The following is a 22620-nucleotide window of genomic DNA, read 5'->3' as shown; positions in this document are numbered from 1 at the left end:
CTATTCCGCAAAGTAAAATTCATCGACGCGATACACGCCGAAATGTGCACCGGGCGACCAGGCCCAGATCGCCTTTTCCGGTACGTTGCGCAAACGGTTGGACACGACCACCGGCTGCGGCGCACTGTTCAAAACACCTATCGCAAAGACGTTTTCCGCATGGATATCGACCATTTCCTGCCAGAGAGTCCCGCGTTCAACGGCGGAAAATGCACGCGCCCATTGATGCGCCAGTTCGTTGAGCTTGATCGCAGGGGCAATGTCAGGCGGCTCGCCACTGTCTCCGCTGGTTTGATGATATTGGCCCCACTTCGGCCAGGCAAAGAACTCCTGCCGCCAGGGTGCCACATAATCCGGCGAGGTATAGGACTGCGGAATACCATTGTCCCAGCCAAACCAGACCGCTGCCATCGTCTCGCCTGAATACACCCGGTTGCGCAGGATGTCGCGCTCCAACGGACGCATCAAAAGCTTGATGCCAAGGTCTTTCCAATTGTCGATGATGATCTGCAGCGCGTTCTCGACCTCTTGCCGCTCACCCGCAGTTTCCACCACGATCCACGCTGGGCGCCCATCCGGCAACAACCGTGTGCCGTCTTTGTCACGCTCCGTTAGCCCCATCTCGTCCAGCAACGCATTGGCCTGATCCACATCATATGCGGCCCATGCTTTGCGGTTTTCTTCACGGTAAAACGGGCTGATCGGCAGCACAGCCATGCCACCTTCTTTGGCCAGACCGAAATAAAGACCTCTGTTGATAATCTTGCGATTGATCCCCAGTGACAGAGCGCGGCGGAACCGGACGTCGCGCATTGTTTCGCGCCACAAATCGTCGTTGTAGTTCAGGTTTGGATAAATCGCGATTTGCGATGCGGTACCATTGCCCCACAAAAAGGTTTTGTACTCACCAGAGTTTTCGCCCTTTTTCAGGATCGCAGTGTCTTTGAAATCAAGCCCACGCGCCTGCAGATCCACTTCACCGGCGTTGGCCTTAGCGGCCACAAGACCCGGCGCGACGACCTGCATTTCAACCACGTCAATGTAAGGCAACTGCACGCCGTTGAAATCAATGCGGTGGTAATAGGGATTGCGCACAAACAGGAACCTGCTTTTGCCATCTTTGGTGGCCAGCATCCAAGGCTGCAAAGTCGGCAGTTCAGGATTGTCGAACTTGTACATATTATCGCTGCGATTGTGCAACGCCGCCCAGCTGCGCACCCGCGCCTCATAAAGCGCCTCGGTCAGCGTTTCTTCATCGGCATAATCCGCATGCAGCGGCTTCAGAAAATGCGCAGGCCGGTAAATGAACGGCGGCCGCGCTTCTGCCAGTTTCTGCAAAAACTGTGGGTTGGGCTTGTGCCACTCATAGACAACCGTGTGTTCATCCGGGAATGACACAGTCGGCAACCGCCCTTCGACCCGCATAAAATCGATAGGGCCTGACGGCGACAGCAAGTCATTGGTCGCCACGTCCTCCCACCAGTACCGGAAGTCTTCCGAGGTAAAAGGATGCCCGTCAGACCATTTGTGTCCGGGGCGCAAATGCATGGTGAATTTTACGTCGTTCTCGTTGTCCAGACTCTGCAGAATGTCTGGTACAATCTCATAGCGCTCGTTGTAGCCCACCAGCCGCGCATAGCCATACACCACCATTTGGCGCACATCTTTGGCGCGGGTCACCATGGTGCGCATGGTGCCACCTGGCGTGCCCAGCTTGCGGCCGCGCAGCTCAAGATCCGGAACCAACGGCACGCTTGGCAACCGCTCTGCCACGGGCGGCAGGTTGCCGGCATCAACTTCCTGTTTCCAGAACGCGCCTTCGATCGGGTCCAGCGCCACCGCCACGGTGGCCAACATGCCAGTTGTTGCCCCGATGACCGCGGCCAACAGAGTTTTCTTAAACATAACAACGCACCTTGTGGTTGGGTCCGGTCTCCGTCAGCGGCGGAACCTCCAGACCGTCAAAACGGAATGCATCAGGCCAGCTTGAGGGCTCGCCGGCCCCCTGCGACACGATGTTGAGATCAATCGGGCGGTTGATGTCCGGCTCCGGCTGGGCCGCGATCAATGCCTTGGTGTAGGGATGTTGCGGATCATGAAACAGCACCGCTGGGGGGCCTTGCTCCACCACCAGACCGGACCTCATCACCGCCACTTCATCGGCAATACGTGCCACCACGGCAAGGTCATGGCTGATAAACAGATAGCTCAGGTTCAACCGGTCGCGGATGTCTTCCAGCAGCTGCAAAACCTGCTCTTGAACGGACACATCCAAAGCAGAGGTCGGTTCATCGCACACCAAAAACGTCGGCCCCAGCATTAGCGCGCGGGCGATGGACAGGCGCTGGCGTTGCCCACCGGAAAAGGCGTGTGGATAGCGGGTCAGCATATTTTCACCCAACCCCACCCAACGCAGCATTTCGGCGGCCCGCTCGATACGATCACTGACCGACCCAACGCCGTGGATTTCCATCGGCTCCACCAGCGCTTCCTTGACGCGCATGCGCGGGTTCAGGGTCGAATAAGGGTCCTGAAACACCATCTGTGCCTTGCGTTGAAACGCCAGCCGCTCGGCTTTGTCGAGGCCCTGCAGATTGACCGCCTCGCCGCCCGTTTCGGCCCGGAACAGGATCGATGATCCCGCATCCGCAACTTCGGCGCCCAGCGCCATTTGCGCCGTTGTGGTCTTGCCAGAGCCACTTTCGCCAACCACGGCCAACGTCTTGCCACGCTCCACGCCAAAATTCACACCGCGGACAGCTTGAATGACCGACTTGGGCTTCCACGCAGAACTGCCCTTGAGCACATAGGTTTTGCTCACGTCGCGCATTTCCAGAATGTAGTCGCGGTCTTCTTCGCGCTTGGATGCCGGAATGGTTGCCGGAATTTCCGGCGCCGCCGCCATCAGATCACGGGTATACCCATGCTTGGGATCGTTCAAAATAAGTGGCGCAGGTCCAGCTTCCATCACGCGGCCGCGGTTCATCACCACGACGCTGTCGGCCATATTCGCAACCACACCCAGATCGTGCGTCACCAACACCACGGCCATGCCGTATTCGGCCTGCAAATCCTTGATCAGCCCCAAAACCTGCGCTTGCGTGGTCACGTCCAGCGCGGTTGTCGGCTCATCCGCAATCAGCACGTCAGGTCGGCCCACCATCGCCATCGCGATCATCGCGCGCTGACGCATTCCGCCAGACAGCTCAAAAGGATAGCTGTCAAAAATGCGCTGCGGGTCTTTGAAACCCACGCGCTCAAACATCGCCATAACCCTTTTGACGCGTTCGGCCTTGCTGATTTTCTTGTGCAGCCGCAGCACTTCAGACACCTGATTGCCAATCCGGTGCAACGGCGACAAAGAGCGCATCGGCTCCTGAAAGATCATCGAAATACGTTCGCCGCGAACGTTGCACATCTGCCGCTCGCTCATGGACATCAAATCCACGTCCGTCGCACCCTCACGGCCCGCCAGCGTGATTTTCCCGGACCGCATCTGTGCTGCGCCTGGCAAAATACGCAAGGCCGCGCGACAACTCAGCGTCTTGCCCGAGCCACTTTCCCCGACAAGCGCCAGCGTTTCACCACGCCGCACCGAGAAACTGACATCGTTCACCACCGGCGCGGCATCGCCGAAGCCAATTGTCAGATTTTCCACCGTCAAAAGTGCCGTCACGCCAGTTTTCCCCTGTCGCGCCCCGCAATCTCTATCGAATTGCTTCAAAGAACGCCTGTCGGAGTGAACATGATTAATTGCATTGTCGCAAGCGTCTCGCGCATCCCAACCGCAGGAAAACGAGTGAAAAAGAGCACCGCCGCGCCGCCGCGCCCGCTTCTTGGTCGCCTTCACACAAACCCAAACTCCGCCCCGACTTAACTGTCCGGTCTTGGTATCGCCGCAAAAGACGACCCTGCACCAAAAACTGCCTGATACTGCGCCACCTGAGCAGATGCGGCTATTTGATACCAATTTCGTAACGTAACTCTCTAGACCCGCAAGTCGTTAACGGTCATATTGCGGACGGAGCCCTCAGCTTGATGCCCGTTTACGGAACGTACAAAATTTCAATAATTTGGCTGTAAGATTTCGGCCGCTCCGCAAACGGAGACGACAATGACTAACACAGACAACAGCTTTCTTTGCTATGCGGACCGACGGTTTCGCCTGAGCGGTAAGGCTTTGATCGAAAACGGACATCCGTATTTCGTGCCAACAGACGCGTTAGAGGCCCGCTCCGACGAATGGAAAGACGGCTATCTTTCAATGTCGCACTACGACTACTTGGGTCTGGCGCATCACCCGGTCACCACCGACGCTGCAAAAGCGGCCATTGATGCACTTGGCACTGGCGCCGGCGCCTCGCGCCTTGTGGGCGGCGAACGTCTTGGTCATCAGGCTCTGGAACGCAGTATGGCTGAATTTTTGGGCGTTGGCGGCACCCTGTCGGTGATTTCCGGCTATCTCACCAACGTGTCGGTGATTCAGCTGCTGCTTGGTCCCAAGGACCTCGTGATTGTGGATGAATTGGCGCACAATTCCATCATGGTCGGCGCGCGTGGCGTGAAATCCGATCTTGTGACCTACGCGCACAACGATCTCGACGACCTTGAACGCATTCTTGCCGAAAAACGCGACAGTTATTCCCGTGTTCTCATCTGCACCGAAGGGCTGTTTTCGATGGACGGCGACGTGACAGACCTGCCGCGTCTGCTCGACATCAAAGAGCGCACCGATTGTTGGCTGTTGCTGGACGAAGCCCACAGCTACGGCGTGCTTGGCCCCACCGGGCGTGGATCTTGTGAACACTTCGGGGTGGATCCGAATCGCGTTGACGTCGCCATTGGCACCCTGTCCAAAAGCTTTGCATCCTCCGGCGGCTTCATTGCGGCCAATGCGGACGTAATCGAATGGATGCGCTTCTGCCTGCCCGGATTTGTCTATTCCGTGGGCCTCGCGCCGGCCACCGTCGCCTCCGCGCATGCGGCGCTCGACATTTTGCGCGCTGAACCAGACCGTGTAACACGTCTGCGCGGCAACTCCCGCCGGTTCCTGCGCCGCGCCCGCGACGCTGGCCTGAACACCGGCACCGCCATTGGCGAGGCCGTGGTGCCCATTCTTTTCGACACCCCCGAAGACTGCGTTTTTGTCGCCGAAGCCTTGATGCAACAAGGCATCTATGCGCCGCCTGTGGTCCACATCGGCGTGCCCAAAGATCTGCCGCGCATCCGGTTTTTCATCTCGGAAACCCACACCGAGGCAGATATCGACCGCGTGATCACCGCTGTGACCGAGGCCGGTTCCGCCGCGCGCGCGCTGCGCAACAGGATCAGTGCGGAATAACCCTTGTGCACATCGCCAAGTTCAACCTCACGCCCGACATGTGCCGACTTGCGACTTTCTGTTGGCTAATAGTAATGGGCGTTTTGCTGTCAGCGTCTGACCTGTCAGCCAAACCGCGGCTGACTGTCGTATCCACCACCACAAGCGCCACACTGCCATCGGCCAATCCCGCCTTTCAGCACCCCAACGACCGCCATCAGGTCTTTTTCCTGCAACGCAACACCAACGCCAACACCATCGTTTGGGTGGCGCAATTTGACCAAGATGGGCTCTTGAATCCCGACCGTCCGATCACCGGCTATTGGCGCCGGTTTGCAGGCCGCGGCCATGTGATGGCCTTCCGGTGGTACGAGCGCATGTTTGGATTTGGCACCAAATCCCGCGCACTTGCTGACGGAACGGGCTTTGAAGTGCGGTTTAATGGCATAAAAAGCGAACAATTGCTGCTCAAGCAGAACGGACCCTTTGACGCGACGCTTTATACACGGCAAAACGGGCGCGACATTGAAATGATCTATGGATATCTGGACGTGGATGAAAGCGGGCTATTGCCAAGAGTTGTGCGATTGCGCCTTTACACGTCTGACCCGAAGACGGGCCAGTATTCCACACACACAATTGCCGTATCCGGTGGAGCCTTCCGCGAATGACTACTGATGAGACCAAAACACTGATCCGCACCGTTATTGTGGGGGTTGGAAACTGCGCGAGTTCACTCATTCAAGGCGTGTCCTACTGCCGTGCAGTCGGCGATGCCGCGATCGGGGTCAGCTTTCCCGATCTGGCGGGCTATACACCCTCCGACATTGAACTGGTGGCCGGTTTCGACGTGGATTCACGCAAAGTGGGCACCACTCTGGCAGAGGCCGCTTTTGCGCCGCCCAACTGCACTGAACAGTTTCACACCGACGTCAGCGATCAAACCGGACCTGTGCTGCGCGGACCTGATCTCGATGGCGTCGCCGCGCACATGCTGGCCAAACCCGAAGATCGCAGCTTCCGTTTGTCGGCGGAGCCTGCCCTGAGCAAAGACGAGATTGTTGCCAAACTGCGCGACCTGCGGGCCGAGGTGATGATCATCTTCCTGCCTGTTGGATCGCAAAAGGCCGTCGAATTTTACGTTGAATGCGCGCTTGAGGCCGGCGTCGCCGTGGTCAACGGCATTCCTGTGTTCATCGCCTCCCACCCTGTGTGGGCGGAGAAATTCACCAATGCTGGCATCCCGATCCTTGGCGACGACTTCAAAGCACAGTTTGGCGCAACAATCGTACACCGCACCTTGGCCAACCTCGCCGAGATGCGCGGCGTCGAAATCGATCGCACCTATCAACTCAACGTCGGCGGCAATACCGACTTCCTGAACATGAGCGAAAACGCCCGCCTAGCGAACAAGCGCGAAAGCAAAACCGAAGCCGTGCAAGCCGTGATGGAAGAGCGTCTGGACGAGAACGACATTCGCATCGGCCCCTCGGACTACGTGCCGTGGCTCAATGACCGCAAAGTGGCCTATGTGCGGCTCGAAGGCCGCTTGTTCGGTGGCGCCCGCACCAACATCGAGGTGCGTTTGGATGTCGAGGACAGCCCCAACGCCGCCGCCGAGGCACTGGTGGCCATTCGTTTGGCCCGCATCGCGTGTGATCGCGGATTGTCCGGTCCAATCGCGGACGCCTCTGCCTTTCTCTTCAAACATCCGCCTGAACAGATCGAAGACACCGACGCCCACGACGTGATCGTCAACTTCGCGAACGGGATCGAGGACTAATAATGCCCGGTCCGGCCTTCGTCACTGGCGGCTCAAGCGGCATCGGCCTTGAAACGGCCCTTCAGCTCGCAGCCCGGGGCCACGACATTGCATTGTTCGCCCGCGACCCCGGTAAACTCGCCGCCGCGCGTGAAATCATCCTGTCAAAATCCCCGGATGTGACCGTGCGGGAATTTGCTGTGGATGTCTCCAGCCGCACCGAGATCACCGCAGCCGTATCCGAAGCTGTCCGCAGCATGGGCGCGCCGGACTATGCTATCGCCTCGGCGGGCATTTCAGAACCGGGCCTCTTTACTGAACAACCACTGGACACCCACGAACGCCATATGGCGGTGAACTACTTCGGGGCGCTCTATTTCGCCCACGCGCTGGTCGACCCGATGCGCGCCAACGGCGGAGGGCGACTTGGGTTGGTCTCTTCCGTTGCGGCGTTTTTCGGCATCTACGGCTACAGCGCCTATGCCCCATCCAAATTCGCCCTCTCTGGATTGGGCGAAGTGCTGCATCTGGAACTGGCAGAAGCCGACATTTCGGTCACGGTGCTGCATCCGTCTGACACCGAAACGGCGATGTTGGCCTCGGAGAACCTTACCAAGCCTCCAGCCACCGCCGAAATCGGCGAAGGCGGCGGCCTCTGGAAACCACAAGACGTAGCAGAACGCTTGCTCAAGGCCATGGACGCAGGCCGCGCCACCGCGGCCACCGGCGCCCAAATGACCGCGCTTGGCGCGCTCTCCAGTCTGCTTGCGCCGGTTCTGCGCTGGCACCAACGCCGCATTATCAAAAAGCACCGCCGAAAATGACACCGCTCCACGTAACAGACATGGCGATGACCGCTGGCACGCTTGTGCTTGTCGGCTATGTTCTGCTTACGACTGTTGCCCTGATCCCAGCACGCCGCGCCGTCGGGATCGAGTTGCTCAAGGTTTTTTTTAGCGCCACCGTGATCATCTGCGTGCTTGTGGCGCTGTTTTTGATCGGCAATCCGGTGCTTATTCCTGCGTTGGGTCTGGCAGCCCTTCGCATCGGGGTGGAATCCGCCGCCGTGCGCATGCCAGACGGGCCAGCGCCGCTGTTGATCGGATTGCTCAGCACCGGTCTCACCGTCGCCGCCATCCTTGACGCCCGCCTTGCGGTTGCTGTGCTTGGCGTCTGGCTGTTGTTGTTTGCGCGGCTGGTGATATTGCCCAACGCCTCCAATCCGCGCACTTCTAAATCCATCCTCGACATGCTTGTGTTCCCGATCTTGCCCTTTGCGCTTTTGGCCCATGGCGCGGTGCAAGCGGATCTCGCGGGGCTGATCCTCGCCGCCTACATTCTGGTCGAGGTGTTTGACAGCCTCGCGCTGCTCTCGGGAAAACTCTTCGGCCGCACCAAGGCTTTCCCGACGCTCAGCCCGAACAAAACCGTCGAAGGCCTTGTGGGCGGCGCTCTGTGCTTGATTGTGATCACCGCGCTTGGCGCGCTCGTTCTGGACCAACCCTTGTTGTTATCATGCGGCGTCGCGCTGCTTGTCGGTCTGCTGGCTGTCGCCGGCGATCTCTCCGCCTCGCGCCTCAAACGCATTGGCGGCGTCAAAGATTTCCCGGTTGTCCTCGCCCGTCAGGGCGGGCTCTTGGACAGCCTCGACAGCTGGATCGCCGCTGGCGCCGGACTTACCGCGCTTCATATTGTGGCGGCTCTGTGCTGATCGACTTGCCAGCAGGTCCCCAGACAGGGACTATCCCCTCATGAGTCTGCACCAAACCTTCCTGCGCCAACCGGTGTTGCGCATCATTGGCTGGCCGATCCTGTGGCGGTTGTTGCTGATTCTGGCAGTGATCGAGGCGATTTTTCTGGCTGAAGAGTTCACTGGCCTGCTGCAACTTGCGCTGCGGCTGGACGGCCCCGTATCCGTGATTGGTCAAATGTTGATCTTTCGCATGCCCGCGATATTTGATCTGGCGCTGGCCTTTGGCCTTTTGATCGCTGTTTATTTTGCGGTCGGCGAAGCCCGCGACAACGGCGAACTTGTGGTTTTGGCCACGGCCGGCATTCCGTGGTGGCGGGTGGTGACGCTGGTCCTCGGCATCGGGTTGTCCGGCGGTCTGCTCAGCTTGTTGAACGCAGGCTTTGTCCTGCCTCTCGCCAAATTTTCCGAACGTGTCACGGTGGCTGAGTTGCGCAAAGATTACGTGTTGAACCGCATCCAGGCGCCTGGCGACAAGACGGCATTGCAAACCATCGAAGACACAACCTTTGTGTCCACCCCCTCAAAGAACGGCAACCCCGATCACAACGGCAATCTGTTTGTGTTTCAACCCGACGTGAACGGCTTTTGGCGCGCAGCCACGTCGCGCAACTGGCAAATCAACGCCAAGGATCACGACAATCACGTCATCGTCCTGCAAAAATTAGCTGTCCACGAAGTGCCACTTTCGCCCCCCGCAACGCCTGCATTCATGAACCGCTACGAAGTCGCAGCAGCGGACTTCACGTTTGACATGTCCAAGGTCACTCCTGACGTCAATCGCGAGCGCAGCGCTGCAGAAATATTTCTTGCGGTGACTCAGGGCCAGACCCAGCGCATCACAAACATTGCCACCCGCGCTTTGATGGTGCCGCTTGCCGGACTTCTGGCGTTGGCGGCGTTGGTCGCCGCCCGCAGCCCCCTGACCCGCCTTCTGGCTCTGCCGTTGTCGGGGGTCTTGATGCTATCCATCGACGTGGCCAGCCGCGCCACCGTCGTCGGCTGGATCAACGCGCTGCCTGAACAATCCATCGCCGTACTTTCTGTGCTTCTCTACCTCGCGCCTCCGCTGCTGTTTCTTGCCCTCAGAAAGGAGGCGCTGATGAAACCGGCGGCGCGCGACCTTTGAACCTGCGTGCCCATACCGGCATCGCCATGCGGATGATGATGCGCAGTTATCTGCAAGCAATCGGGTTTGTCATCTTTGCGCTGCTGGTGATTGCACTGTCCATCGACTTGGGAAAAACCCTCGAGAGTCTGCGCGCCAAAGCGGATGCGACCGACACTCCGCTGTGGCGTCTGTTGCTACCTTACGCCTCTTATCGGGCAACCGATATTATCACCCGCCTTCTCGGCACCGCCTGCGTGGTCGGCGGATTTGTTGCTGTTTTATTGCGGCATCTGCGGCGCGAGGATGTGGTGCTTGGCGCCGCTGGCATGTCGCCGCGCGTGCATTTTTCGGCCCTTCTGGCCGTCGCGCTCGTTGTCGGCAGCGTGCAATTCGGATTTCAGAATTGGCTGCGCCCGGTGGCCGTAAAAGCCCAAGTCGAAACGCAATTGGGCCGGTACGGCCGCTGGTTTGGCGGGTCCCGTCTGGACAGCCAATGGATTCTCGACAACGACATGGCCCTACGCACCAATATCATTCGCGGCGACTCCGGCCGACTGGAGTCTCTCAAAATCTTCGAAGGCCTGTCCGAGCCGACCCTCTCCCGCCTGATTGAGGCCGACTCGGCCCTGCCAGACCCAACCACCGGTCTGTGGGACCTGCAAAACGTGACTCTCTGGACGCAAGACACGGATTTTGCTCCGGTCCACTCCGACAGTTTGACAATGGCGCTGCCGCTGAGAGCAACGCAGCTGCAATGGTATGATGTGCATGGCTATTACCTGCCCAATGCCGTTGCCCGCGATATTGTTCAACTTAGCGGCACCGCGGCAGCCTCTGACGCCGCAACGGTATTGGCCTTCCGCAAAGCCGCTCTCTTGTTGCCGGGCATTTTTGTGCTGCTTGGAGCGTCCTTGGCGCAGGCAGGCATCAGGGGCCATCGCCTCAATGCACCGCGCCTGCTGTCACTCGCAGCAGCGGGATATCTGTCTGTAGTGGTTGTGAAATCCTTCCTCATATTGGGCATCAACGGCCGGATAGCGCCGGAACTGTCTGCGGCCCTGCCCTTGGCAATTGCCTTCGCGATTGCCTGCCTCTTACAACTGCGGCACGCGGGGTATTTGTTCCGCGCCTCGCCTGTCGATCGAAAGCAAGTCTCGTGAAAATCGTTCAGCTGACTCCCTACGCCATGGACCGCCCCGGCGGCGTGCAAAGCCACATCCGCGACCTGACCGGCTGGCTGCGTACCCAAGGCCATGACGTACGTATTGTTGCGCCGCCCGGTGATACGCCGGTCAATGATCTCGACGGGTTGATCGAACTTGGCAGCGTGCGCCAAATCGCCGTGCACGGCACAAAATTTGAACTCACCCGCGCCAATCGGGCCGACCTCGCGTCCTGTGTTGCATCCCTGCGCGACTGGGGCGCCGAAGTCGCCCATTTGCACACACCTTGGACACCGATGCTGCCGCTTCAGGTCTGGCGCGCGCTTGATATTCCGGCGGTCGCCACTTTTCACGCCACCTTGCCCGACGGCGGCGGCTTTGATCCGCTTGCCTGGGCTTTGCGCCGGTCCGCTCATTGGTTCAACCGGCGGCTTGCGGGCATTGTGGTGCCGTCCAAAGCGCCGCAAGAGCAATGGCGCGCTAACAACGTTTCCCCCGTGCCGGGCACTCTCGCGCCAACCATCGATCTGTCCAAATGGCGCGCCGCCCGCGATGCCAGCACCCCCAATGACGGATTTCATGTGGTCTGCATGGGCCGGTTGGAAGAGCGCAAAGGCACCGCCACGCTTCTAAACGCGTGGCAAGGGGTGCAAGCCGAACGTCCCGACGCGCAATTGACCATTGCCGGTGACGGCCCTTGCAAAGCTGACTTGCAAGCTCAGGCCAAAGATCTCGACCTGCACTCCGTTAGCTTTGTGCCGCCACCTGACAACGCCGCCGCTCGTGACTTGATCGCCAATGCAGATGTCTTTGCCGCACCCGCCTTGCATGGCGAAAGCTTCGGCATCGTGCTGATCGAGGCGATGGCCGCTGGCACCCTGCCGGTTGCCGCAAGCAATGTCGGCTATGCCACCGTCATGATCGGCTCCGGCAGCGACCTTCTTGTGCCACCCGGCGACGCCTCTGCTTTGGCCGCTAAGTTGCTGGAGATTGCAAGCCAACCGGCGCTTCAAACCAAACTTCTGCGATGGGCCAAAGGGCACGCGGATCACTATGACGTGCGCCATCTCGGCCCAGCCTATGAGGCGTTTTTTCACGGCGCGCTAGGGTGAACCAACGGTTGCCAAACCCGCTAAGGTCATGTCAGACCCGACATAGTCATTCGTGCACACAAAAAGACTTTGAAGGACAGAGCAGCAATGCAAGGTGATCTGGTTATTTCAGCCGATTTCGGCACGTCCGGCGTCAAAGTCGGTGTGGTGGATGGCGATTTGAATGTCCTTGCCCGCGTGACCGAAACCTATCCCCTGACACTTGGCGCTGGCGGCATAGCCGAACAAAATCCCGACGATTGGTGGGGCGGCCTGACCCGCGCCGTTGCCGAACTGCGCCAACAGATCCCCGACCTGCGCGACCGCGCCTCGGTTATGGTGTTTTCCGCCCAACTTTGCGGCCTGATCTGCGCGGACGAAACCGGCCACGCCCTGCGGCCCTGCATGACGTGGCTCGACAAACGCGGCAGCGCACTTGTGCAAGCCCTGATCGGTGGCTTTCCTCAGGTACATGGCTATCAGGTTGGCAAACTGGCGCGCTGGCTGCGTCTGGCCAATGGCGCGCCTGCCAAAAACGGTATGGACGCCGCCGCCAAAATCTTGTGGATGCACCACCACGAGCCAGAGATTATGGACCGCACCCGCTGGCTGATCGACGCCAAAGACTGGCTTGTGCACCGCGCCACCGGTGTGATGACCACCAGCCCCGAAAGCGCCAACCTGTCGTGGATGATGGACAGCCGCAGTGGCCGCGAAGGTTGGTCACCGCAGTTGGCGAAAATCGTCGGCGCACCGCTGGAAAAACTCGCGCCTATTGTGACCGCCGACACACTTGTCGACACGCTCACGCCGCAAGCTGCAGCCGAACTCGGCCTCTCGCCAAACACTCAGGTTCTCGCCGGAACGTCAGATGTGACCGCCGCCGCGCTTGGATCGGGCGAGATGGAAGACGGCGCGCTGCACATTTCGCTCGCCACCTCCGCTTGGATCGCCGGTTTCCTCCCCAACCGCCGCCTCAGCGTGCCCTACTCCTATGCCACCGTGACTTCGGGCCTCGACATGCGCCCACTTTTGATCGCCAGCCAGGAAAACGCCGGCTCCGCGCTCGACTGGGCCGCCAAAGTCACCGCAGGCGCCAACGCTCATCCCGGTGACGACCTCGGCCCGCCACAGCCTGATGACCCGTTCTTTCTGCCCTGGTTGGCGGGCGAACGTATGCCCGTCGACAACGACGCCCTGCGCGGCACGTTCTTTGATCTGTCCCTACACCACGATGCCACGGCCATGCGCCGCGCCGCCCTCGAAGGCGTCGCGCTCAACCTGCGTTGGGCCATGTCCAAGATCAGCCGCGAAAAAGGCCTGCGCAAAACCGGTCCGATAACGCTGGTCGGCGGCGGCGCTGCCAATCCGCAAATGGCGCAGATGTTGGCCGATGCGCTCAACCGTGACATCCTCGTTGGCGAAACCCGCCATGCCGGGATGCTGGGCACTGCAACGCTTGCCGCCAAAACGATGGGTTGGGCCGCCTCCCCCGCCGAAGCAGCAACCCGCCTGCGCAGCCGCCCGAACGCGCATTACACACCGGATTCCGCCCGCGTCGACGCACTGGCTGTCCGCGCCGCGCGCCTCGAGAAACTACGCCGCGCCGCGATCCGCAGCTATACGGCCTGAAACGGAGTTCACTATGATTGACGGGCTGCTTAAGACCAAAATCGACCCAATGTGGGAAGCGATGTCCACCCCGCTCGTCAAGGCCGGCCTGACGCCAAATCAGGTCACCGCCACGGGTCTGGTCCTGATCCTTCTGACGTCGCTGGCTTATCTCTGGCACGCATCACCGGTGGTCTATGGCCTCACGCTCGCGGTGGCCTTTGCCTTTGACGCGCTGGACGGCGCCGTGGCCCGCCGCACAGGTCTGTCTTCTCGATCCGGCGGCTATTTTGACGCCATGGTGGACCGCTACCAAGAGCTCGCCGTTCTGGCCACGCTGGCCTTCATGCACGACCTTTGGCCTCTGGCGCTGGCCTGCTTTTCCGGCAGCGTGATCACCTCATATGCCAAAGCACGCACCGCCATCGAAATGCCCATTTCCAACACCGATTGGCCCGATTTTTTCGAACGGATGGAACGGGTGATCTATCTCTGCGCCATGCTGTTGCTTGCGGGCGTTTTTGACGACTGGATCATCGCGGCCGGTCTTGCCGGGTTCGCGATCCTGTCGCACGCCACTGCCTTGCAACGCGCCCGCCGCGCTTTTGGCATGTTGCGCGACGCTGACGCGGCCCCTCAGGCCGACACCAACGACGATCCCCGCACATAGCGCAAAATCGTCACAACACTGTCCGGCACAAAGCTCAGAACGTAGAACAAAAACGACGACAACAGCATCGGTTCCGTCGACACATAGACCGTGAACAGCGGCTTGCTGATCGCGCCAAAATCAAAGTCCTTGAGTATGAAACAGCTCAGATACACCACCGCCAGCAAGATCGGTACCCAGACGTATACCCGCCGCACCTGCGCCATGACCGGCAACATCACGCGACCTTGCGGCGGCAACCGACCATATCCGTTGGACACAAGGTGCCCGACAAATACCACGGCCGCCTGACTGAAGAAAAACAAATAGCTGCCCGCCATATGCCCCGCATGATGATCGGGAAACCGCCAATGGCTCAGCATCACCAGACCCACCGACGCCATCGCCTGCAACACCACCAACACGCAACTCATCCGCAAAAACCAGCGCAGCGTCTGCGGCTCGGCGGTGCCATTGCGCCTCAACTCATGCAACCCCGCCCAGACCAGCAGGGCCACCCCGACAAACAAAACCGGCGCGCAGATTGCCATCCATTCTGCAAAAGGCTCGCCGATGCGCGGATCGGAAATGGCGCGGCTGATCGTTGGTGACTTGCGCGCGGTCCTTTCCGGATGCAGGGCAATGAATTCCCACCGCGCGGAGTAGATCAGCGCGTTGACCACCCAGACCACAAAAGTCGTACACACCACTGAAACGGTCAGGCCAAGCACCGTTGCGTTTCGTGGCAATGACGTTGCCGCGCTCATATCCGGCCCTTCACTTTCATCGGGGTCAATTGTTCGTCGGAAATCACCTTGCCGCCAGCCATTTTGATCAGTCGGTCACACTTGTTAAATTGATGATCGTCGTGCGTCACGGCCAACACCAACTGCCCCGACGCGCTCAATTCCGGCACCAGCACATCATAGTAAAACGCGCGGTTGGCAGGGTCCTGATCGGCGGCAAACTCATCCAGCACAATAATCGGACGTTTCTCCGCCAGCGCCACGGCAAGCGCCAATCGCCGGCTTTGTCCAGCAGACAGCGACCGGGTGGAAAACTTGTCGTCCAGCATCGAAACCCGCCCGCGCAAATCCAGCTGATCAATCCGGCGCTCAAGTTCCGCCAACTCAGACTCGGACAGCCCGTAGGCGTGTTCAAACAGGTGGAAACCGGAAAACACGCCCGTAAATAACTCGCGATAGGCAGCCGTCATCGCGTCATCCAACGCTTCGCCATTCAACCGGACTTCGCCTTTGGATGGATGCCGCAACCCCGTGATAAGCGACAAGAGCGTGGTCTTGCCAGACCCGTTGCCACCGCAGATAAACACGGTTTCGCCTGGTCGAAACTTCAAATCCACCGGTCCCAGATGAAACGACGTTGCATCCGGATTGTCCTGTTCGCCTACCGTTGCCTCAACTCCGACCAATGAAATTTCGTCAAACTTGTCGATCTGGGGGCCTTCGTGGGTCAGCGACACGCTCTGCGAGCCTGCGAGGGCATGCTCCACCGAACGGATACGGTGATACGCGGTTTCAGACTGACTCAGGCTTGGCATGGCATTGAACAGCGTTTCAATTGGGCCATTCACCAGAAAGATGATGGTCAACACCTGAAACAAAACAGTGGCATCTGCGATCTGGATTATAGGCAAGCCAATGACGACAAAACACAGCAATAGGATAATCGCGGATTGCCCCACGCCTGCGCTGGCGGCAAACAATTGTTGTGCCTGCATACGCGCGCCTACGTGCTTGTCGATCACCTCCATTGTTTCTTCTTCCAGAGCGTCGCGGCGGGTCTTTCTCAGCCGCAGTTCTTTCCAACCGCCCAGCATGTCACCAACCCGGTCGCAATACTCCGAAAAAAGCGCACTCGCCTGAAAGCCATATCTGCGGGCAGGCTTGTCCAAAAGAACGAAGCCGATTGTGCCGACGGCCACCGCAACCAAGGCCGCGATCCCCGAAGCGGGGGACACATACGCCAGATAAGGCAACGCAAACCCCAAAACGACAATCGCCCCTAATATATCGGCTATCGACGTGACCGCGACGGACAGCGCGTTGATCTCGGAGGTCATCGCCGAATACACCTTCCCGTGCTTCTGCGACAAAAGAAAATCTATGTTGGCCCGCAACAACAATTTCGACGTCCGCCTACGCAAAAGGCGCGACACTGAGGTCACCAAAACAAACGCCCGCATCCGCTGAAAATATCCCACGACCAACATCGCTATCGCGCTGACAATCAACAACAGCGACGACCAGTTAAAAATATCACCTTCCGCCCGCGCAGTTTCGTTGATCGCAAAAATAAGACCCGCACGCGAAAAACTGGCAATCAGGATCAGGATCATCAGTGGATCGCGCAGCAGTCCACTTGCCTGCAGCAGAAACCGAAGAACTGTCCAGCGTCGCTCGACCATCGCCCGCAAACTGCCGTTATTGGGGCTCGGAATGTCTTTGAATTCGATGGTCATTTGCCTCACTCGCGCTCAGCTGCCACGCTAGCCGACTTCGGATTTCAGCGCCAGAGACACAATGCGCTGCGGGCGCAAACGCCACCGACGCGATACCGACGCATTGCAGCCGCGATGCAGAGGCCGCTTTTTGGCTATTCCGCCCGGGCTTTGAACTCCCGCCATCGCAGCACGGCATTTGCGCCAATGTCACTAAAGGGGCGCGGTGGCAATCGCTTGGGCGGGTCTTCTTTTGCAAAGAAATCGGCAATTTCCGACGGCATTTCCGCCGCCGCTTCTGCCGCTGCAATTCCGGTCAGCGTGCCTCTGGCCGTGCCCAATCCGTTCTGCACACAGGCCGAAAACACACCGTCCTCAATCTCTCGGGCAACCGCAACGCCATTGAGCGTCAAACACAGATGTCCCGCCCAAACATGCTCCATTTCCAAGCCTTTAACTTGCGGAAAACGCTGGTCAAATTTTCGCGTCATGACGCGCCTTGCCCGTGCCAAATCGCCATCTCTGACCCGCATCCCGGGCCGCAGAACCGCGCATGTTCGGGTCACAATGCGATGCCCTCCCTGTCCGCCGTCGATCCGCCGCATGGTGGTACCCATCGGGTCCGACGGCGTAAGGCCCCATCGGTCCGCGCCCCCCAGCTTGACCCGTGTCTCTGCGTCCAGTTCCTTTGTCATCATCGCAAACAGAAACAACTGCATAAGCCGACCCTTGGCGACACCAAAGCTCTCCAAATGGCCATTCACACCCAAGATAACCTTGCCGGCTGAAACGGCGCCTTGGGCGGTGACCACCTCCCAGGAAGTGTCGTTTTTCCGGATCGCGATCACAGGGGAATTCTCATAGATATCAACGCCCTGCGCGGTCAAGCCGCCAGCCAGCCCGCGTACATATCCCGCAGGCTGCAACATCACGGTGCCGGGAGTAAAAAGACCGGAAACATAGTGCTGCGACCCAGTCAGCTCGCGCATCTGCTGCGCATCAAGCATCTTATGCGGCTCGCCCAATGTCGCCAAATGCGCCGCGTAGCTGACATTGTGCCCATGCCCCGCATCCCCGGCTGCGCCATTCACCTTGCCAACCGGATCAAAATAATCCGCCTTGATGCCAAACTCCGCTACTGCTTGCGCCGCGAACCCAATCGCTTTGCGGTTCAGGGCCGTCACCTGTCGGTCATCGCCCGCCCCTGCATAATCCTCAGACGCAAGATCATGCGGTAAGTCGATCATAAAGCCCGAATTTCGCCCCGTCGCGCCCTCGGCAACGCGTCCAGCCTCAACCACCACAATCCGCGCATCTGGCACCAGCTGGCGCAGTCGCCGTGCTGCCGACAACCCCGCAAACCCCGCGCCCACAACGCAAAAATCCGCGACGATGTTTGCATCCAAAACCCGTGCCGCAGGCTGTGGCCCAAGGATCGCATTCCACGCTGCCACACCGCGCTGCACTGGTGTGCGGCGCGCAGTGTATTCATTCACTGCACGGCCTCATCTTCGTCTTCGGACAGGTCGATCCAGATCGTCTTGAGCTGGGTGTATTGGTCATGTGCATGCACGGAATTGTCACGCCCGCCAAAGCCCGATTGTTTGTAGCCCCCAAACGGCGTGGCGATGTCACCTTCCCCATAACAGTTGACCGTCACGGTCCCCGCCCGAAGCATCCGGGCACCGCGGATGGCGCGCTTGGCGCTGGCCGTAAACAGCGATGCACACAGGCCATAGTCTGTGTCGTTGGCAACCTGAATCGCTTGGTCAAAATTGTCGACTTCGATCACCCCGAGAACCGGTCCAAATATCTCATCGCGTGCGAGAACATGATTGTTGTCAGGCAGTTGAACCAAGGACGGCGCAACAAATCCACCACCGGCAGACCCACCAAAAACCACCTTCTCGGCCTTCTCAAGATACCCGCTGACCTTGTCAAAGTGCGCCTGAGAGACCAGCGCCCCGATCCGCGTTTCCGGATCCAACGGATCGCCCACATTCCAGTGTTGTGCGTGGTGCTCTATCCGCTCCAGCAACTCTTCCCGCACCGCGTGGTGCACGATCAACCGCGACGTGGCCGAGCAATTTTCGCCCATATTCCAATAAGCGCCGTTCACCAAATGCTGCGCCACGCGATCCAGATTTTCTGCATCGTCCATCACAATCGCTGGGTTCTTGCCACCCATCTCAAGGACAACTTCTTTGGCGTTGCTTTCCGCCGAATAGGTAAGGAACCGCTTGCCCGTCGCGGTCGATCCGGTGAAAGACACCATGTCGATGTCCATGTGCCGCCCGATGGGCTCGCCGACTTCGGCCCCACCGCCGGGAACAACGTTCAGCACACCGCGCGGCAAACCGGCCTCGGTGGCGAGCTCCGCCACCCGCAACGCCGTCAACGACGTCTCTTCAGCGGGTTTCACGACAACCGAGCACCCCGCAGCCAAAGCCGGGCCGATCTTCCAAGCCAGCATAAGCAAAGGGAAGTTCCACGGCAGCACCAAGCCAACAACGCCAATCGGCTCACGTACGACCATCGCGATATGGTCATCCGAACTCGGCGCCATCTGGTCATAGATCTTATCAATCGCCTCGGCGTGCCATTTGATGCAATGGATCGTTTCGGGGATATCCACCGTCTCGCAATCAAAAATCGGCTTACCGCTATCAAGGCTCTCCATAACTGCCAATTCCCGCGCATTGCGGGTCATCAGCTTGGCAAAACGGATCAGAATATCCTTGCGTTCTGACGGGTGCATGCGCGACCAACGCCCATCTTCAAAGGCCTCGCGCGCCTTGGCTACGGCGAAATCAACATCCTCGGCGCCACACGCGGCAACCTCTGTTAACGCATCGCCAGTGGCCGGGTTCGTCGTCGCAAAAGTCGCCCCCGACATCGCTGGTCGATAGGCCCCGTCGATATAGGCCGCGTTGGGAAAGTCCATCTGGGCCGCAATCGCCGCGTATTCGTTTTTTGTCAGCAGATCCATGTCTCAGCCCTCCGCCTGAATATTAGCAATTGTGGTCTTCAGCACACGCACCACCTGTTCCAGCGCGCGCTTGTCGTCTTTGTTCAGCCCCTTAAGCGGCGCTCGCATCGGCCCTGTGTCCATCCCGTTCAGCGTCACACCGTATTTGATTGTCTGAATGAATTTTCCGCCCTGTTCCAACACCCGCATCAACGGCATCATCGCGCTCATGATCCGGCGGCCTTTGTCGAAATTCCCTTCGATGGCACAGGCTTGATAAAGCGCGATATGTTCGTCCGGCAGAAAATTGGACCCGCCGCACACCCAAAACCGCGACCCCCACGCAAAAAACTCCAACGCCTGATCATCCATGCCACAACCCATTTGGATATGCGGATAGTCTCGTGCCAAAAGATGCACGCGGTTGATGTCACCAGAGCTTTCTTTGATGCCGCAAAAATTGCGCGATCGACCCACGCGATCAAGGAACTCTTCACCCATCATTGTGCCCGTGCGATGCGGGTAATTGTACAGCATCACCGGCAGGTTCGCCGCTTTATCAATCGCCAAAGCGTTCAGCGCGTTTTCACGATCCGTCGGCACCGCATAAGGCGGACTTGCCAGCAAAATGGCATCCGCACCCATGTCGCGCCCGGCAATCGCAAGGGCGACGGAATCATCCGTCAACATCGCGCCTGTGCCCATCACAAGCGGCACGCGCCCTTTGATCTGCTCTTGGGTAAACCGCGCGATTTCAACGCGCTCGGCCACCGTTTGAGCATAGTTTTCACCGGTTGATCCCCCGGTGATCAACCCATGTACGCCACGGTCGATCAAATGCGCGACCACATTGGCCAGCGTGTCGAAATTCACGCTTCCATCCGCATAATGCGGCGTCACCACAGGCGTATAGATGCCTTCGAATTGGAATATTGGCGTCATTTTGATCCTCTAAGCTGTGCGCGAGCTAGGTAAGGCACCCAGCGGCATGTCGAGCCCGGCGGGCATCACAAAAAGTTCGATCTGGCCGCGCGACAGGTTCCAGTGATCGATTGCCAACTGACCACAGGCGGCCTCGTCCCGCGCTTGGATGGCGGCGATCACGTCGTCATGCTGTGCGGCGGCCTCAGAGACATTGCGCGCCATATCATCACCTAGCGGGCGGTAAAACGTCATCGAAATCCGCGCGTGGTCGATCAACAAGCGTTGAAAACTGGGCAACAAATAGATGTTGTCAGCCATCTCGCCTGTGACTTCGTGAAACCGGTTGTTGGCCAATGCGCGATCCTTGCCAGACCCGCTGCGCAGCGCAGCGCGGAAACCATCCTGCGCGGCTTGCAGCGCGTCGATCTGGGCTGCTGTCCGATTGACCGCCGCCAACCGCATTACAGCCCCATAAATCATCGGCGCAGCAAGGAAAAAGTCGCGTAGTGTCTTATGGCTCATCTCGCTCACACGCGCGCCGCGGTTTTCGCGCAGATCAAGGTATCCCTCGCCCGCCAGATTGCGAAACACCTCACGCAACGGCGTCCGAGACAACGAAAACTCCTCGCTCAATGCAGTTTCATCGAGGTCGGACCCCGGCGGCAATTCCAAGGTGAGAACAGCGGCTTTCACCGACTCATAAAGCGCTTCTTTGCGGGTTTTCGGGTCAGCCGACATTGGCTCTCTCCAATTTGGAATCACGTATCGTGACCACACGCTAAGTAAAAAAATACAATATGTATACAGAAAGAATTTCTTCTTGCCTGCAACCCTGTGCTAGCGTCCCACATGACCAAGACCGAACGATTTGCCATTCTTCTGGTGCCAGAATTCACCCACATCGCGTTTTCCTGCGCGATTGAGCCCTTGCGCATTGCCAATCTGATCTCCGGTGAAACCCTTTATGAATGGGTGTTGGCAAGCCATGACGGCGACCGTGAGACTTGCTCCAACGGCACCGTGTCTCTGGTCGACCACAGTTTCAAAAATCTGCCAAAGTGCGACCGTGTTTTTGCGCTGTCCGGCATCAATGTGCACAAACACCTGGACCCCGATTTACTCAATGCGCTGCGTCGCGAGCGCGCCACAGGGGCCAAGGTTGGCGCGCTTTGCTCCGCTGCCTTCATCCTTGCCAAGGCCGGAATGCTCGATGGTATGCGCGCGGCGATCCATTGGGATTTCCACGACGGTTTCCTTGAGGATTTCCCCGATGTGAACCTCGTCAGCAGCGTTTTTGTGGCGGATGAACCGATCATCACAGCTTCCGGCGGCACCGCCACTGCTGACTTGATGCTGCACCTGATCGAAGACACACACGGGTCGGACCTCGCCATCGCCATCGCTGATCAGATGGTCTATAACGCTGTGCGCGAGGGAACAGCTGAACAGCGCGTGTCGCTGCAAAGCCGACACGGCATGCGCAATCCGCACCTTGTGCGCGCCATCCAGATCATGAACGACTGTATCGAGCGCCCGCGTTCGCCGTCGCTCATTGCCGAGGAAATCGGCATCTCTACCCGGCAGTTGGAACGAATTTTTGGTCGCTACCTGAACTGTTCTCCCAAAAAGTATTTGATGGACCTGCGCCTAAACCGTGCCCGCAATCTGTTGGTGCAAACCGATCAATCCGTGACCGAAATAGCGCTCGCTTGCGGCTTCGAAAGCCCGGGTCACTTTGCCCGCGTCTATCGCGGAAAATTCGGCATAACCCCAACTGCCCAGCAATCCAAGATCGGTTGACCAGAGACCG

General features: G+C 59.0%; 19 protein-coding genes. 11 read left to right on the top strand and 8 right to left on the bottom strand.

The features are described from left to right. Together SHIM_RS19355 and SHIM_RS19350 are read right to left on the bottom strand one after the other, a co-directional pair. Positions 1-1857: an ABC transporter substrate-binding protein gene (locus SHIM_RS19355; RefSeq protein WP_241488938.1), complete on the bottom strand. Its 1857-nt coding sequence runs from the start codon at positions 1855-1857 to the stop codon at positions 1-3. A 40-nt stretch (positions 1858-1897) separates the two neighbouring features. After that, positions 1898-3676 carry an ABC transporter ATP-binding protein gene (locus SHIM_RS19350; protein WP_054004336.1) on the bottom strand — a complete coding sequence of 593 codons (1779 nt, stop codon included), beginning with the start codon at positions 3674-3676 and terminating at the stop codon, positions 1898-1900. 438 nt (positions 3677-4114) lie between these two features. Between SHIM_RS19350 and SHIM_RS19345 the strand changes: the two genes are divergently transcribed. The 10 genes from SHIM_RS19345 to SHIM_RS19300 all read left to right on the top strand — a co-directional run bounded on the left by SHIM_RS19345 (position 4115) and on the right by SHIM_RS19300 (position 14478). Then, the gene (locus SHIM_RS19345; RefSeq protein WP_054004335.1) at positions 4115-5341 is read left to right on the top strand and encodes an aminotransferase class I/II-fold pyridoxal phosphate-dependent enzyme; all 1227 of its coding nucleotides are present in this window, start codon (positions 4115-4117) and stop codon (positions 5339-5341) included. A 74-nt stretch (positions 5342-5415) separates the two neighbouring features. Next, a complete protein-coding gene (locus SHIM_RS19340) occupies positions 5416-5991 on the top strand; it encodes a DUF4833 domain-containing protein (protein ID WP_054004334.1) in 576 nt (191 codons plus the stop codon). Then, positions 5988-7103, top strand: coding sequence for an inositol-3-phosphate synthase (locus SHIM_RS19335; protein ID WP_054004333.1), 1116 nt, complete (start codon positions 5988-5990; stop codon positions 7101-7103). Before SHIM_RS19340 ends, SHIM_RS19335 begins: the two co-directional genes overlap by 4 nt. A gap of 2 nt (positions 7104-7105) precedes the next feature. Then, a complete protein-coding gene (locus SHIM_RS19330; RefSeq protein ID WP_054004332.1) occupies positions 7106-7906 on the top strand; it encodes an SDR family oxidoreductase in 801 nt (266 codons plus the stop codon). Further along, a complete protein-coding gene (locus SHIM_RS19325; protein WP_054004331.1) occupies positions 7903-8793 on the top strand; it encodes a phosphatidate cytidylyltransferase in 891 nt (296 codons plus the stop codon). The genes SHIM_RS19330 and SHIM_RS19325 overlap by 4 nt, the downstream gene beginning before the upstream one ends. A gap of 40 nt (positions 8794-8833) precedes the next feature. After that, complete coding sequence (locus tag SHIM_RS19320; protein WP_054004330.1) at positions 8834-9961, top strand: LptF/LptG family permease; 1128 nt, start codon at positions 8834-8836, stop codon at positions 9959-9961. Positions 9962-9987: 26 nt separating this feature from the next. Beyond that, entirely contained in the window at positions 9988-11103 is a 1116-nt protein-coding gene (locus SHIM_RS19315) for an LptF/LptG family permease (RefSeq protein ID WP_054004329.1), read from the top strand. Further along, positions 11100-12218 (top strand): glycosyltransferase family 4 protein, encoded by a 1119-nt coding sequence (locus tag SHIM_RS19310; RefSeq protein WP_054004328.1) that lies wholly within the window; start codon positions 11100-11102, stop codon positions 12216-12218. Before SHIM_RS19315 ends, SHIM_RS19310 begins: the two co-directional genes overlap by 4 nt. An 87-nt stretch (positions 12219-12305) precedes the next feature. Beyond that, positions 12306-13829, top strand: coding sequence for a xylulokinase (locus SHIM_RS19305; protein WP_054004327.1), 1524 nt, complete (start codon positions 12306-12308; stop codon positions 13827-13829). Positions 13830-13842: 13 nt separating this feature from the next. After that, complete coding sequence (locus SHIM_RS19300) at positions 13843-14478, top strand: CDP-alcohol phosphatidyltransferase family protein (protein ID WP_054004326.1); 636 nt, start codon at positions 13843-13845, stop codon at positions 14476-14478. Here the strand turns inward: SHIM_RS19300 and SHIM_RS19295 are convergent. From SHIM_RS19295 to SHIM_RS19270, 6 genes are all read right to left on the bottom strand, one after another. Beyond that, positions 14445-15224 (bottom strand): hypothetical protein, encoded by a 780-nt coding sequence (locus SHIM_RS19295; RefSeq protein WP_054004325.1) that lies wholly within the window; start codon positions 15222-15224, stop codon positions 14445-14447. The genes SHIM_RS19300 and SHIM_RS19295 overlap by 34 nt on opposite strands. Beyond that, entirely contained in the window at positions 15221-16939 is a 1719-nt protein-coding gene (locus tag SHIM_RS19290; RefSeq protein ID WP_054004324.1) for an ATP-binding cassette domain-containing protein, read from the bottom strand. Before SHIM_RS19290 ends, SHIM_RS19295 begins: the two co-directional genes overlap by 4 nt. 134 nt (positions 16940-17073) lie before the next feature. Next, positions 17074-18414 (bottom strand): NAD(P)/FAD-dependent oxidoreductase, encoded by a 1341-nt coding sequence (locus SHIM_RS19285; RefSeq protein WP_054004323.1) that lies wholly within the window; start codon positions 18412-18414, stop codon positions 17074-17076. Further along, the gene (locus SHIM_RS19280; RefSeq protein ID WP_054004322.1) at positions 18411-19907 is read right to left on the bottom strand and encodes an aldehyde dehydrogenase; all 1497 of its coding nucleotides are present in this window, start codon (positions 19905-19907) and stop codon (positions 18411-18413) included. The genes SHIM_RS19285 and SHIM_RS19280 overlap by 4 nt, the downstream gene beginning before the upstream one ends. Before the next feature lie 3 nt (positions 19908-19910). Beyond that, on the bottom strand, positions 19911-20828 hold the full coding sequence (locus SHIM_RS19275; RefSeq protein WP_054004321.1) for a dihydrodipicolinate synthase family protein: 918 nt from the start codon (positions 20826-20828) through the stop codon (positions 19911-19913). A gap of 9 nt (positions 20829-20837) precedes the next feature. Beyond that, on the bottom strand, positions 20838-21548 hold the full coding sequence (locus tag SHIM_RS19270; protein WP_054004320.1) for a GntR family transcriptional regulator: 711 nt from the start codon (positions 21546-21548) through the stop codon (positions 20838-20840). A gap of 111 nt (positions 21549-21659) precedes the next feature. Between SHIM_RS19270 and SHIM_RS19265 the strand changes: the two genes are divergently transcribed. After that, positions 21660-22610, top strand: a complete 951-nt coding sequence (locus tag SHIM_RS19265) for a GlxA family transcriptional regulator (protein ID WP_054004319.1) — start codon at positions 21660-21662, stop codon at positions 22608-22610. The last annotated feature ends 10 nt before the right edge of the window (positions 22611-22620 follow it).

It is taken from the genome of Shimia sp. SK013 (genome assembly GCF_001292625.1).
GTDB lineage: Bacteria > Pseudomonadota > Alphaproteobacteria > Rhodobacterales > Rhodobacteraceae > Shimia.
Note: the sequence above shows the minus strand (reverse complement) of the source record. Positions and strands in the feature narration are given on the sequence as shown.